Annotated in this window: 11 protein-coding genes, 2 rRNA genes and 1 pseudogene; 6 read left to right on the top strand and 8 right to left on the bottom strand. The window is 63.2% G+C overall.

Going from position 1 to position 13,063, the window contains the following annotated elements:
• The 3 genes from HD883_RS00005 to HD883_RS00015 all read left to right on the top strand — a co-directional run.
• Window positions 1-192, top strand: a 23S ribosomal RNA gene (locus HD883_RS00005); the annotation flags it as partial.
• Window positions 193-364: 172 nt separating this feature from the next.
• Window positions 365-477: ribosomal RNA gene (gene rrf / locus HD883_RS00010) — 5S ribosomal RNA — on the top strand.
• A gap of 180 nt (window positions 478-657) precedes the next feature.
• Window positions 658-876 (top strand): hypothetical protein, encoded by a 219-nt coding sequence (locus HD883_RS00015; protein ID WP_179588425.1) that lies wholly within the window; start codon window positions 658-660, stop codon window positions 874-876.
• Window position 877: 1 nt separating this feature from the next.
• Here the strand turns inward: HD883_RS00015 and HD883_RS00020 are convergent, their stop codons facing one another.
• The 6 genes and pseudogenes from HD883_RS00020 to HD883_RS00045 form a co-directional block, all read right to left on the bottom strand.
• Window positions 878-1,810: a UDP-2,3-diacylglucosamine diphosphatase gene (locus HD883_RS00020; protein ID WP_179588424.1), complete on the bottom strand. Its 933-nt coding sequence runs from the start codon at window positions 1,808-1,810 to the stop codon at window positions 878-880.
• Window positions 1,811-1,912: 102 nt separating this feature from the next.
• Entirely contained in the window at window positions 1,913-2,818 is a 906-nt protein-coding gene (locus tag HD883_RS00025) for an esterase/lipase family protein (protein WP_179588423.1), read from the bottom strand.
• A 198-nt stretch (window positions 2,819-3,016) separates the two neighbouring features.
• The gene (locus HD883_RS00030; RefSeq protein ID WP_179588422.1) at window positions 3,017-3,700 is read right to left on the bottom strand and encodes a Fe2+-dependent dioxygenase; all 684 of its coding nucleotides are present in this window, start codon (window positions 3,698-3,700) and stop codon (window positions 3,017-3,019) included.
• A 276-nt stretch (window positions 3,701-3,976) separates the two neighbouring features.
• Window positions 3,977-4,693: pseudogene (locus tag HD883_RS00035) on the bottom strand (tetratricopeptide repeat protein); the annotation flags it as partial.
• A gap of 223 nt (window positions 4,694-4,916) precedes the next feature.
• Window positions 4,917-7,172, bottom strand: coding sequence for a TonB-dependent receptor (locus HD883_RS00040; protein ID WP_257021922.1), 2,256 nt, complete (start codon window positions 7,170-7,172; stop codon window positions 4,917-4,919).
• A gap of 379 nt (window positions 7,173-7,551) precedes the next feature.
• Window positions 7,552-8,037, bottom strand: coding sequence for an RDD family protein (locus HD883_RS00045; protein ID WP_179588420.1), 486 nt, complete (start codon window positions 8,035-8,037; stop codon window positions 7,552-7,554).
• 513 nt (window positions 8,038-8,550) lie between these two features.
• Here HD883_RS00045 and HD883_RS00050 point away from each other — a divergent pair.
• The 3 genes from HD883_RS00050 to ilvC are packed head-to-tail and all read left to right on the top strand — an operon-like array spanning window position 8,551 to window position 11,818.
• Window positions 8,551-10,266: an acetolactate synthase 3 catalytic subunit gene (locus tag HD883_RS00050; protein ID WP_179588819.1), complete on the top strand. Its 1,716-nt coding sequence runs from the start codon at window positions 8,551-8,553 to the stop codon at window positions 10,264-10,266.
• 9 nt (window positions 10,267-10,275) lie between these two features.
• Window positions 10,276-10,767 carry an acetolactate synthase small subunit gene (gene ilvN / locus HD883_RS00055; protein ID WP_179588419.1) on the top strand — a complete coding sequence of 164 codons (492 nt, stop codon included), beginning with the start codon at window positions 10,276-10,278 and terminating at the stop codon, window positions 10,765-10,767.
• Between the two features lie 34 nt (window positions 10,768-10,801).
• Window positions 10,802-11,818 carry a ketol-acid reductoisomerase gene (gene ilvC / locus HD883_RS00060; RefSeq protein WP_179588418.1) on the top strand — a complete coding sequence of 339 codons (1,017 nt, stop codon included), beginning with the start codon at window positions 10,802-10,804 and terminating at the stop codon, window positions 11,816-11,818.
• A 60-nt stretch (window positions 11,819-11,878) separates the two neighbouring features.
• Here ilvC and HD883_RS00065 read toward each other — a convergent pair whose 3' ends face one another.
• Window positions 11,879-12,313, bottom strand: coding sequence for a helix-turn-helix domain-containing protein (locus HD883_RS00065; RefSeq protein ID WP_179588417.1), 435 nt, complete (start codon window positions 12,311-12,313; stop codon window positions 11,879-11,881).
• Window positions 12,314-12,346: 33 nt separating this feature from the next.
• The gene (locus tag HD883_RS00070) at window positions 12,347-12,916 is read right to left on the bottom strand and encodes a hypothetical protein (RefSeq protein ID WP_179588416.1); all 570 of its coding nucleotides are present in this window, start codon (window positions 12,914-12,916) and stop codon (window positions 12,347-12,349) included.
• Window positions 12,917-13,063 lie beyond the last annotated feature (147 nt).

Raw genomic sequence — 13,063 nt, forward strand, 5'->3', positions numbered from 1 at the left:
TTGCCGGGTAGCTATGTACGGAAGAGATAACCGCTGAAGGCATCTAAGCGGGAAACTCGTCTAAAGATAAGATTTCCCGGGGGCTTGACCCCCCTAAAGGGCCGTTCGAGACCAGGACGTTGATAGGTCAGGTGTGGAAGCGCAGTAATGCGTTAAGCTAACTGATACTAATTGCCCGTGCGGCTTGATCCTATAACCCTGGCGGTTGTAGTGTTCAGTGCACGCAATCACAAGTCACGACGCCAGCGCGTCGTGCACCCAAACACTCGAATCTGTTGTGCTTCTTTCCAAATTGGGCGACCTGGCCCGAGCATCACCGTGCGACCGCATCGTGACTGCTTGCCAGCGAGCCAACAAGTTAATGCCTGACGACCATAGCAAAGTGGTACCACTCCTTCCCATCTCGAACAGGACAGTGAAACGCTTTTGCGCCGATGATAGTGGACGGACGTCTGTGAAAGTAGGTCATTGTCAGGCTAGTTATACCCAGAACCCCTCGTAGCGAACGCTGCGGGGGGTTTTGCTTTTGGGGAACGCATTATTGTGGGATGCGTTATTGGAAGATGCATTATTGGAAGATGGGTTCAGGCGGAACGCGTCTATGATGCCTCCCAGTGCGATCGCCATCGGGCGGTGCCTTACCTTGATGGGAATCCCATGAAAGCTTCGTTGATCGTCGGCGTGTTGTTGATCGTGTTGGGTGTGGCGGCTTTCGGCTACAAGAGCTTCTCGTATACGTCGGAAGAGACCCTGCTCAAGGTGGGACCCATCGAGGCGACTGCCAACACCCGCAAGACGGTGGGCATTCCTGCCTGGGCCGCCATCGCATCGATCGTGTTGGGTGCCGTGGTGATCGTGGCCGGCCGTCGCCGCTAAGTCAGGCGTCCGCAGTTTCCCGAACTCGCCGTGCAAGGTGAGCGGGTCGGGTGGGGCTGGCAGGGTGCGACGGGTCCATATGCTCTGCATCGTCATCATCGTCCCTCTCCATGCAACGTGGATGGACAGCGGACGGCAGGGCAGGCAGTTCCACGGCCCGTCGCCGGCGGCTTTTTGTTGGCGCAACTTCGTGCTGCAAGGCATCGGTCCAGAACAACAGCTGCAGCTTGCCATCCTGGTCTTCGACCAGGGCTGACAGGCTCTCTACCCAGTCCCCATCATTGCAGTACAGCAGGCCGTCGATCTCGCGCATCTCGGCTTTATGGATATGGCCGCAGACCACGCCGTCGTAGCCTTGCCGCCGCGCTTCACTCACCAGCACCTCTTCAAAATCGGTAATGAACGAGACGGCGTTCTTGACGCGGTGCTTGAGGTACTGCGATAGCGACCAGTAGTGGAGCCCCATGCGGCGCCGCACGCGGTTGAAGTGCAGATTCAACCAGAGCGTGAAGGTGTACAGCGTGTCGCCCAGGTGCGCGAGCCACTTGCTGTGCTGGATGACGCCGTCGAACTGGTCGCCGTGCGTGACCCAGAGCCGTCGGCCGTCGGCAGTGACGTGAACGGCGTCGGCCTGGACTTCGATGTCGCCAAACGCGTAGCCGATGAACTGACGCGCAAATTCGTCATGGTTGCCAGGAATGAAGACGACACGGGAGCCTTTGCGGGCTTTGCGCAGGATCTTTTGCACCACGTCATTGTGCGCGCGGGGCCAGACCCAGTTCTTGCGTAGCTGCCAGCCGTCGATGATGTCGCCGACCAGGTAGATGGTGTCTGCGTCATTGTGTTTGAGGAAGTCGAGCAGGTGCGCGGCGTTGCAGCCGGCCGTGCCCAGATGCAGATCCGAAATCCAAATCGCGCGCCAGTGGGTCGGCATCGAATGTGTCACCTGACAGTCCCCCTATCCATGACTAGCATGGGACCACGATGCAGTGACCGCATTGTGACCAGGGGATGTCAGTACCGTGACAGTGCCGGCTCAGGCTTCCTGGATGGCATCCAGACGCGCTGCAATGTAGCGGCGGGCGGCGGGGTTGAACATCAGGCGCATGTGTCCCACGCGTTCGCATACAAAGGACTCGGCGCCTGGTAGCAGCCCCTGCGCAACGGGCGACACGATGTTGTCGTGACGCGAAGCGACACAGGTGAACATCGACGGATCGTGGACGGGCAGCGCGGCGTTCAACTGCGTCAGCCAGATGCCATCGGGGACCATTTCTGTTGCACAGATGCCGCGCCCCATGCGGGCGTGGTAGGTGCCAAGGTGCGGCGTGGCGATGGTGATCACATGCTGGATGGGCGCCTGCGGATCGTGACGCAACGCCGACCGCGCGGCCAGGCCGCCCATGCTGTGCGCGATGATGACGACGCGATCGACCGAAGCACGTTGGCACAGGCTGCGCGCGCCGGCCAGCACCTGCTTGCCGAAGTCGTCGATGCTGGCCTGGGGAGGCGACAGGTCGATGGCGTCGACCGTCCAGCCGAGCGCACCCAGCCACCCGAAAAAGCCCCGCCACACGCCGCGGTTGCACCCGTAGCCGTGCACCAGAAGGATGGCGCCGCGCGGCTGGGCCGGGGCGACTGCGCGCCAGCCGCCACGCCACGGTATGTCCACATACATGTTGCGCAACGAGATCGCGACTTCGCCGGGCCAGGCGCGCAGGAAGCCACGGGGCGCGGCGCTGCCGGGACGATGGCTGAGACGCCAGGCCAGCAGAAAGCCGGCACCAACGATGGCCGCATGAATGACGATGGCGATCAGTATGCTGACGATCACGGCTGCCAGCAGCGATAGGCCCAGGCCTTGCATCAATGCCGTGGTGACCAATGCGCCGAGAATGAGCACGCCAACCAGGAAGAAGCGCAGGCCGGTGGCCATGGTCATGCTGGCACCAGGGTGAAAATCAGACGTTGGCAGGTGGCTTTGGTCATGCTGGCACCGCGGTGCACAGCGGACGCGGGGCAGTCGCTGTAGCCATTCCGAAGCTTTCAAGAAAGTCGAATCCCGGCCTGTGTTCGCCAGCCACGGCGCGATGCAGGGAATGCAGCAGATTCAGGGGATGCAGGACACAGGACCCGTTCGTCACAGTTCCGCCCATCGCCGCAGTAGGTTGTGATAGATGCCGGTGAGCTGAATCACGGCGGGGTCGCTCTGGCTTTTTTCGGTTGCGAGTTGCTGGATGGTCTGGTCGAGCTGGAAGAGGGTGCTGCGGTCGGCGTCGGACCGGATCATGCTCTGGATCCAAAAGAATGAGCTGACGCGCACGCCGCGCGTAACGGGGGTGACGTGGTGCAGGCTGCTCGCGGGATAGAGCACCATGTCGCCGGCTGCGAGTTTGACGCGTTCGGTGCCGAAGGTGTCTTCGATGGACAGTTCGCCGCCGTCGTAGTCCTCGGGGGAGGACAGGAATAGCGTGGCCGACAGGTCGCTGCGGATGCGGAAGTTGCTGCCGCGCAGGGTGCGCACGCCGTTGTCGATGTGGTTGCGGAATTCGTGGCCGCCGGCGTAGCGGTTGAACAGCGGCGGGAAGACTTTGAGCGGCAGGGCGGCGGCGATGAAGAGCGGGTTGGCGCCCAAGGCGTCCAGGATCGCGTCACCGACCTGGCGGGCGACGGGCGACCCTTCGGGCAGCTGTTCATTGCGTTTGGCCTGCGCGGATTGGACGCCGGACGTGGCGTTGCCGTCTATCCATTCGGCGGCGTCGATGGCCTGCCGAAAGGTGGCGACTTGCTCGGAAGTGAGTACCTGCGGTAGATGCAGCAGCATGGTTGTGAACTCTGACGGGCGTCAGGCGTCGGAAGCGCCAGAGGGCGCAGTCCCGATGTTGTTGGACGAAGATCCGACGGGGCGAGCGTTATCGGCAGCAAAGCCTGCGTCGTCCGTGCTGCCAGCAATCTTCGCCGAAGAGCCTGCGCTGCCCGTCTTGCTGGCGTTACCGCTGTCGACGCCCATGGCGCTAGCGTCGCCCGCGTTGCTTGGACTGCCTGCGCTGCCAGCACTGACCGCGCTTGCGGCGCGCAGCATGCGCGACTCGAACCAGCCGCTCAGCGCCTGGAATTCCGGATGCGGCGATTGCTGCAGGAAGTCGCGGGTCTTTTCCTTGAAGGCGAGGGTGGCGGTGTCGGGCACGCGGCGCAGCCAGCGGATGGCGTCGTCCATGCGGCCGCGGTCGGCCAGCAGACGCGCGGCGTTGAATTGCCCGCGAAAGTCGCCGCCTTCGGCTGCGCGCAGGTAGTGGTCCAGCGCGGTGTCCAGGTCGACGTCGACTTCCCAGCCGTCTTCATAAAAACCGCCGACGATGTTGATCGATTTGGCGTGGCCCAGTGCGGCGGCTTTGCTGAGCCAGGCAAAGGCTTCCTTGCGGTCGGCGTCCACACCCGCGCCTAATGCCAGTGCGGTGGCGTAGTTGTACATGCCCCAGTCCAGGCCGGCCTGGGCGGCAAGGCGGTGCCAGTAGGCGGCCATGACGTCATTGGGCGCGACGCCCCGGCCGTGCTGGTAGCACTGGCCCAGCAGATTCATGGCCATGGGGTCGTCTTTGCGGGCGGCGCGTTTGAACCAGAAGACGGCTTGTTCGGGGTCACGGTCCACACCGCGGCCGTCCAGCAGCATCTGGCCGTACACGAGCTGGGCCTGGGTGATACCGCCTTCTGCCGCGGCATGGAGCCAGGCGGCAGCGCGTTCGGGCGGGCCGGCCAGGATCTGGGCCAGTTCTTCGGGGGTGACGGCGTTGATGTCTTTGGGAGTGACCGGGGGCATGCAGTGTCTGGCTGAAAGAGGCGGAAGGTATTTGCGGAAAAGATCCGGAGCAAAAGCATCCGGCGGAAAAGAACCTGGCGAAAAAACCTGGCGGAAAAAAACCGGCTCGTAGCCGGTACAGGATAAACCACGTCAGGATTTCTTGCGGTGACACGGCGGCGGAGCGCGCCCTCTGAGCGCCATAACCAAGGGCGGCGCCGATCCCCGGCGCCGCCCCCTCCCATCAATACCTGAAATTCAGGCTGGCGATGGCGGCGCGGCCATTGCCTACCGACGCGTAGTGCGTGCTGTAGGTGGACGTGTAGTAGAACTTGTTGGTCAGGTTCAGCACGTTTAGCTGCGCGGTCAGGTTGCGGTTGATGCGGTACGTGGCGACGGCATCGAAACGCAGGGCGCCCGGAATGTAGCGGCGCACGGCGGCAGCGGAACCGTACTGTTTGCCGGTGTAGAACGCACCACCGCCGACCGACAGATCCGGAAGGACGTTATACGTCGACCACAGGCTGAAGCTGTGCTCGGGCGTGTTCGGGAATTCCTGGCCGACCGCGCCCTGGTTGGCCAGGACCGGACCGTTGTCGGTGATCTTGCTTTTCAGGAAGGTGTAGCCGCCGAACACTTGCCACTTGTTGGTGATGTTGCCCGAGGCGCCCAGTTCAAAGCCGTTGATGGACCGGCCGCCGCTCATGGAATAGGTATTGTCGGGATTGGTCACGCGGGCGTTGGTGGTTTCGATGCGGAACACCGCGGCGTTGACCGCCAGGTTGTTGTTCAGCAGGTTCCACTTCGTGCCGAATTCCAGCGACTTGTTCTTTTCCGGCGCCAGGTCGGCCGCGTTCAGACCGACGTTGCCACGGCCCGGGGTGATGCCGTTGTCGCCGGCGCCTTCGGTCAGGTTCGACCCGACTGGCGTGGACGAAGTTGCGTACGAGGCATACACGCTGCCATTGGGCGCAGGCTTGTAGATCAGTCCCAACTGGTAGTTGAACAGCGTGTCGTCCCGGCGGGCATTGGTGCCTTGGGGCGTCGTACCCGCGGTGTTGTTGTAGCGGGTGCGGTAGTCGTCGACGCGCAGGCCGATGTTGGTCAACCACTGGTCCGACCACTTGATCGTGTCGAAGCCGTAAATGGAGGCGGACGTCACACGCGCCGTGGTGGTCTTGTCGCCCGGATTGATGGTGCCGGTCCAGGGATCATTCGGGTTCGGGTTGTAGAGGCTTGCGCAGTTGTAGCCCGACACCGCGCCCGAGCCCACGGCGCAGGCGTTGGTCGCGCCGCTGCCCGACCCGCGGGTGTTGATGATGTAGCTGCCGACGTGGCTTTCTTCGCGCGAAAATTCCACGCCGGTGGTGAAGCTGTGTTCAAAGCCGAACAGTTCCTTCTTGCCGTAGATTTCGGTCTGGTTGGCGATGCTGTCGGTGTCGCTGTTGCGGGTGTTGGCACGGCGCCAGACCAGGCCACGGTTCACGTTGCCCTGGCTGTCGTCAGGCTGGGTGTACACATAACGCTGCGTGGCGTCGGTGTAGCGCGTGGTGTTGCGGATGTGCAGGCCGTTGTCGAAGTCGTGTTCGATGCGGGCGGTGGCAATGTCGGACCGCGTCTTGCGAAAGTCGCTGTTCGCCAGACCATAGAAGTTGTGGCGGTTGACGCTGACCGGGCTGATCTCGGTCACGCCGGCCGGAATGCTGGCGGCAGTGCCGTAACGGAACGGGATGCCCGAATCGGGCAGGTCGTCCGTCTGCATGTGGTAGTAGCTCAGGATGACGCGGGTCGGCGAGTTCAGCCCCAGGGTCAGGGTGGGTGCAATGCCCCAGCGTGACACGTCCACGGCATCGCGGCCGGGCACATCGGCATCGTGCACCAGGGCGTTCAGGCGGAAGGCGGCGTTGTCGCCCAGGCGCCAGTTGCCGTCCACGGTTCCGCGTTTGTAGTTGTCGGTGCCCAGCCCCAGGCTGCCCGACACGAAGTTTTCGGCCTTGGCTGTCTTGCTGATCAGGTTCAGGCTGCCGCCCGCGCCGCCTCGGCCGCCATAGGCGCCATCCGGGCCCTTGGTGACTTCGATCTGTTCCAGGTTGAACACTTCGCGCGACGTTGCGCCGATGTCGCGCAGGCCATCGATGAAGGTGCTGGCCTGGGCGTCGTAGCCGCGGATGAAGGGGCGATCGCCCAGCGGATTGCCGCCTTCACCGGCGCCGAAGGTGATGCCGGGGGTGGTGCGCAGCGCCTCGACCAGCGTGCTCGACGCGGTGCTGTTGATCAGTTCCTGCGGGATGATGGTGACGGACTTGGGCGTATCGACCAGGGGAGCGGTGAACTTGCTGTTGGACGATTGTTCGACCTTGTAGGGCGCGTCGGCCTGGCCTTCGACGGCGATCGGCGTCAACTGCGCCGGCTGGCGGGACGCTTCCGGGGTGGTCTGGGCGTGGGCTGCGCCGCTGACGGCAAGCACGCCGCCCAAGGCGGCTGCCAATGGGACAGCCAAGGGGGCTGCCAGGGACTTCGGCCGGGCCGTATCCGGGTGATTCACCGTACTTCTCCTGTTTGCTGTGGTGCACGGGCGTGCAGACGAGTCGTGCTGATGCAAGGTCGGGAAGGGCGGTTCAGCCAAAGGCGATCGCGCGCATTCGCAACGATACAAAGAACGATTCTTATTCGTAACGAAGGCTAGTACGCGCTTACTTACGGTTGGCTGAACGTCGTGCGGATTCGGCGTTTTTACAACATGCAACGGCCGAATCTGGCGGTGCAGCGGCGGTGCAGCGCCAGTTGACCACCGGTGCTCGCCGCCACGGCGCAAACAAAAACGGCGCCCCGGGAAGGCGCCGTCGGCAGGGCAGCAGTCGGGTGCCGGCCCGGATCTGCTACTTCTTGCGGGGCCGCTTGACCGCCTTGCTGACGATCAACCGTGTCCCGACCAGCCGGTCATGCAGGAACTGGCGGTCTTTGTCGAAGCAGGCCCAGACATACCCGATCCCCGTGAAGGTGATCGGCCACGACAACACGTACCGCACGATGGCCTTCCACATGGGGATGCGGCCGCCATTGCCGTCCACCAGCCGGATGTCCCACGTTTTCATGGGCAGGGTCTGGCCGCCCATGCGCCAGCACAGGATGAAGTAGGCGCCGATCGCCACGAACAGCCAGGCCTGGCGCTCGTGGCGCAAGGCCAGCGCGTGCTTGCTCTGGGTCAACGTATCGAACAGGTAGTCGGCCACGAACACCACGCCAAACAGCAGGATGGCTTCGTACATCATGCAGGCGAAGCGGGTCCATTTGCCAGGCGTGGGGGCAGCAGCGTAGGCGGCCTGGCGGGTGGCCGGAGACGTGGCGGAGGCGGAATCACCCATGGCGGCTGACCGGGCGTCGATAACTTTGGAACGGGGGGCATCAGACATGGGCCGTACGATACCCGAGACCCGCGTGCGCACGAAACCACAGGAACCCTTGTACAAGGCCCTTGACAGCCCCGCCGTGACTTGACCGCGCTGCAGCAACGCGCTAGCCTTGCGGGCTACCCAAAAACGATACAAATGTGGATGGGTAACCGTCTTTACGGGCCGCGCCATACCTTGGTGCACCGTGACACGACAACAATCTAGCCCAAGTCCGCGCCACAAGCGCAGTGCCTGGCCCGTCAACAGCGGGATCAGTCCGGTCTTGGCCTTCCGTTTCAACCTTCAGTGCACGTTCCGGTGAACGCGTACCGAGGTCGTCAGGGTGCCCGAGCGGAACGGTTCCGTGAACCGCAAAGCGTCGCCGCATGTTGCCGATACCGGTGCAAGTCAGGTTTTCCTGCTCTATGGATTCATAGGCAGCACCACCCGGGATGAACGCGCGGACTTTGAATGGACGAAAATCCAATGGAACTCAGTGGCGCAGAGATCGTCGTGCGCGCCCTTGCTGACGAAGGTGTCGAACATGTGTTCGGCTACCCCGGTGGCTCGGTGCTGTACATCTACGACGCGATCTTCAATCAAGACAAATTCAAGCACATCCTCGTGCGGCACGAGCAAGCGGCCGTTCACGCGGCGGATGCGTATTCGCGCTCGTCCAACAAGGTAGGTGTCGCGCTGGTCACCAGCGGTCCGGGCGTGACCAACGCCGTGACCGGGATCGCGACCGCCTATATGGACTCGATCCCGATGGTCGTGATCTCCGGCCAGGTGCCGACGACCGCGATCGGCCAGGATGCCTTCCAGGAAGCCGACACGGTCGGCATCACGCGTCCTTGCGTGAAACACAACTTCCTGGTCAAGGACGTGAAAGACCTGGCCGATGTGATGCACAAGGCGTTCTACATCGCGCGCACGGGCCGTCCGGGTCCGGTGCTGGTCGACATCCCGAAAGACATCACGGTCGCGCGCTGCAAATACCAGCCGCCCGGCGAAATCAAGATGCGTTCCTACTCGCCCGTCGTCAAGGGCCACCAGGGACAGATCAAGAAAGCCGTGCAACTGCTGCTGCAGGCCGAACGCCCCATGATCTATGCGGGCGGCGGCGTGATCCTGTCGGATGCCAACGAAGAACTGACCAAGCTGGTGCAGATGGTCGATGCCCCCACGACGTTGACGCTGATGGGTCTGGGCGGACTGCCTGCGACCGACCCGCGTTATGTGGGCTGGCTGGGCATGCACGGCACCTACGAAGCCAACATGGCCATGCAGCACTGCGACGTGCTGCTGGCGGTGGGCGCGCGCTTCGATGACCGTGTGATCGGCAATCCCAAGCACTTTGCGCAGAACGCACGCAAGATCATCCACATCGACATCGACCCGTCGTCGATCTCGAAGCGGGTGAAGGTCGACGTGCCGATCGTGGGCGACGTGAAAGACGTGCTGCACGACCTGATCACCCAGTACGAAAACGCCATCCGCGAAAACCGGCCCGATCCCGAGCGGATCAAGCCGTGGTGGAAGCAGGTGGATGCGTGGCGCGGCAAGGACTGCCTGAAGTACGCCACGTCCGACACGCTGATCAAGCCGCAATACGTGGTTGAAAAGCTGTGTGAAATCACGGGCGGCGAAGCCTTTGTGACGTCCGACGTGGGCCAGCACCAGATGTGGGCCGCGCAGTACTACCGCTTCAACAAGCCGCGCCGCTGGGTCAATTCCGGTGGCCTGGGCACCATGGGCGTGGGCCTGCCGTACGCCATGGGCGTGCAGATGGCCAACCCGGGCGCCGATGTCGCGGTGATCACGGGCGAAGGCTCGATCCAGATGAACATCCAGGAGCTGTCGACCTGCAAGCAGTACCACCTGTCCCCCAAGGTGCTCTGCCTGAACAACCGCTACCTGGGCATGGTCCGGCAGTGGCAGCAGATCGATTACGGCGGCCGCTATGCCGAGTCCTACATGGACTCGCTGCCCGATTTCGTGAAGCTGGTCGAGGCCTATGGCCACGTCGGCATGCGGATCGAGAAGCCGGGCGACGTCGAAGGCGCGCTGCGCGAATCCTTCAAATTGAAGGACCGCCTGGTGTTCATGGACTTCATTACCGACCAGACCGAAAACGTCTGGCCGATGGTGAAGGCGGGCAAAGGCCTGACCGAGATGTTGCTCGGTTCGGAAGATCTCTAAGGAGCACGCATGAGACACGCCATATCTGTGCTTCTCGAGAACGAAGCCGGCGCGCTGTCGCGCGTGGTGGGACTGTTTTCTGCCCGCGGCTACAACATCGAAACCCTGACCGTCGCGCCGACCGAAGACGCCACGCTGTCGCGGATGACCATCGTCACGTCGGGCTCCGATGACGTGATCGAGCAGATCACCAAGCACCTGAATCGCCTGGTGGAAGTGGTCAAGGTGGTCGACCTGACCGAAGCCCCGCACATCGAGCGCGAGCTCATGCTGATCAAGGTGCGTGCGGTCGGCAAGGAGCGCGAAGAGATGAAGCGGATGGCCGACATTTTCCGCGGCCACATCGTCGACGTCTCGGACAAGAGCTATACGGTCGAACTGACCGGCGATAAAACCAAGCTCGATGCCTTCATCGAAGCGCTGGATCGCACCGCCATTCTGGAAACCGTGCGTACGGGCAGTTGCGGCATTGGCCGCGGCGAGCGCGTACTCAAGATTTGAACATTGCCTACATAGATAAGATTCGGAGCTACCCATGAAAGTTTTCTACGACAAAGACTGCGACCTGTCCCTCATCAAGGGCAAGAACGTTGCGATCATCGGCTACGGTTCGCAAGGCCACGCCCATGCCCAGAACCTGAACGAGTCGGGCGTCAACGTGACGGTCGGCGTCCGCAAGGACGGTCCGTCGTGGGACAAGGCCAAGAACGCCGGCCTGAAGGTTGCCGAAGTCAACGACGCCGTGAAGGGCGCGGACGTGGTCATGATCCTGCTGCCTGACGAAAACATCGCCAAGGTCTACAAGGAAAACGTGGCGCCGAACCTGAAGAAGGGCGGCGTGCTGGCTTTCGCGCACGGCTTCAACGTGCACTATGGCGCGGTCGTTCCGCGTGAAGACATCGACGTGATCATGATCGCGCCGAAGGCCCCGGGCCACACCGTGCGTGCCACGTACACCCAGGGTGGCGGCGTGCCCCATCTGGTCGCCGTGTACCAGGACAAGTCGGGTTCGGCTCGCGACGTCGCGCTGTCGTACGCCATGGCCAACGGCGGCGGCCGTGCCGGCATCATCGAAACCAACTTCCGTGAAGAGACCGAAACCGATCTGTTCGGCGAACAGGCCGTGCTGTGCGGCGGTACGGTCGAACTGATCAAGGCCGGTTTCGAAACGCTGGTGGAAGCCGGCTACGCCCCTGAAATGGCGTACTTCGAATGCCTGCACGAACTGAAGCTAATCGTCGACCTGATCTATGAAGGCGGCATCGCCAACATGAACTACTCGATCTCGAACAACGCCGAATACGGCGAGTACGTCACGGGCCCGCGCATCGTGACCGACGAGACCAAGCAGGCCATGAAGCAGGTCCTGAAGGACATCCAGACCGGCGAATACGCCAAGAGCTTCCTGGTGGAAAACCAGGCTGGCGCCCCGACCCTGATCTCGCGCCGTCGTCTGACCGCCGAGCACCAGATCGAGGAAGTGGGCGGCAAGCTGCGCGCCATGATGCCTTGGATCAGCAAGAACAAGATGGTCGACCAGACCAAGAACTGATCGTTCAGGCAGTAGCTGGATCAAAACCCCGCCCGCGGCAACGCGTGGCGGGGTTTTTTGTTATCGGGCTTGCGTGGCTGGCGGGGCGTGATTCGGTGCGCCGCGCAGGTTTCGATAGTCGCTGGGCAGCACGCCAAATTGCGCGCGAAACGCCTTGCCGAAGTGGCTGAGGTTGTCATAGCCGACATCGAACGCCACGTCGGTCACGCTGGCGCCGCTGGCCAGGCGCTGCGCGGCGTGATGCAACCGCAGCGTGCGAAGGTGCGCGTGCACCGACGTGCCGGCGCGGACGCGGAATCCTGACTGCAGCTTTTTTTCGGGCAGGCCTACGGCCTTGGCGAGCCGCGCGGCGGGCCACGCTTCGGCAAAGCGCTCTTCAAGCAAGGCAAAGGCGCGCAGCAGGCGTTCGTTTTCCAGTGCCGTGAGCGGCGTGGACGCAGCGGGCGTGACGGCATGCGGCGTCACGGCATCGGGCGTCGCCAACACGTCGATCACGTGCGCGAGCAATTCGTGCGCGCGGGCGCGGCGCTACAAGGCCAGTGCATGCGGGTCGGCAAGCGGTGTCGATGACAGTGACTGCGCCAGTTGCAGCACGGCGTGACTCGCGCCGCAGGACACGACCCGCCCGGGGGACTCTTCCGATGATGCGTCGGACGCAAAGCGCGCCACCATCCGTTCGGCGATCGGGAAGGTTGTGAGCCGGCGCAGCGCGTCGGCCGACAGTCGCACATCCACGATGTGCACGTCGTGGCGGGCCGGCAGGCTGACCTGGCTGCCCAGACTGTCGGAGTATTGCGACAACACCAGCGACCCCGCGCGCGGCATGCAGACCGCGCCGCGATCCAGTTCGAAGCGCGGCATGCCGGCCAGCAACACCTGGATGCCGAAGACCTGGGTGCCCGGAGACGGGAGCGTGAGGTCGGCGTCGGGGCGGCCGCGCAGCACGGCCAGGCTGATGCCTTCGTCCACGCGCGTCAGCAATGCGATCGTCTTTTCCCAGTCCGGCGTGACAGGCACGGTCGGCAAGGTCGCACGCCACCACTCGTGCGGCTGGCGCGGGCGATCGGGCAGATAGGCGTGACGGGCGACGTCTGGCATGGGTTGGGAGGGACGTGTGGCGCAGGGAAGTGTGGCGCAGCCGCAAGTCCGTCAATCCGCGCCGAAAAACCGTCAACGACGTTGGCCGAATCCCGCGATACTCGCTCTGTTTCACGATTGATAATCGTTCTCGTTCGAGTTTACAGG

The sequence above is a fragment of the Pigmentiphaga litoralis genome (genome assembly GCF_013408655.1).
Lineage (GTDB): Bacteria > Pseudomonadota > Gammaproteobacteria > Burkholderiales > Burkholderiaceae_B > Pigmentiphaga > Pigmentiphaga litoralis_A.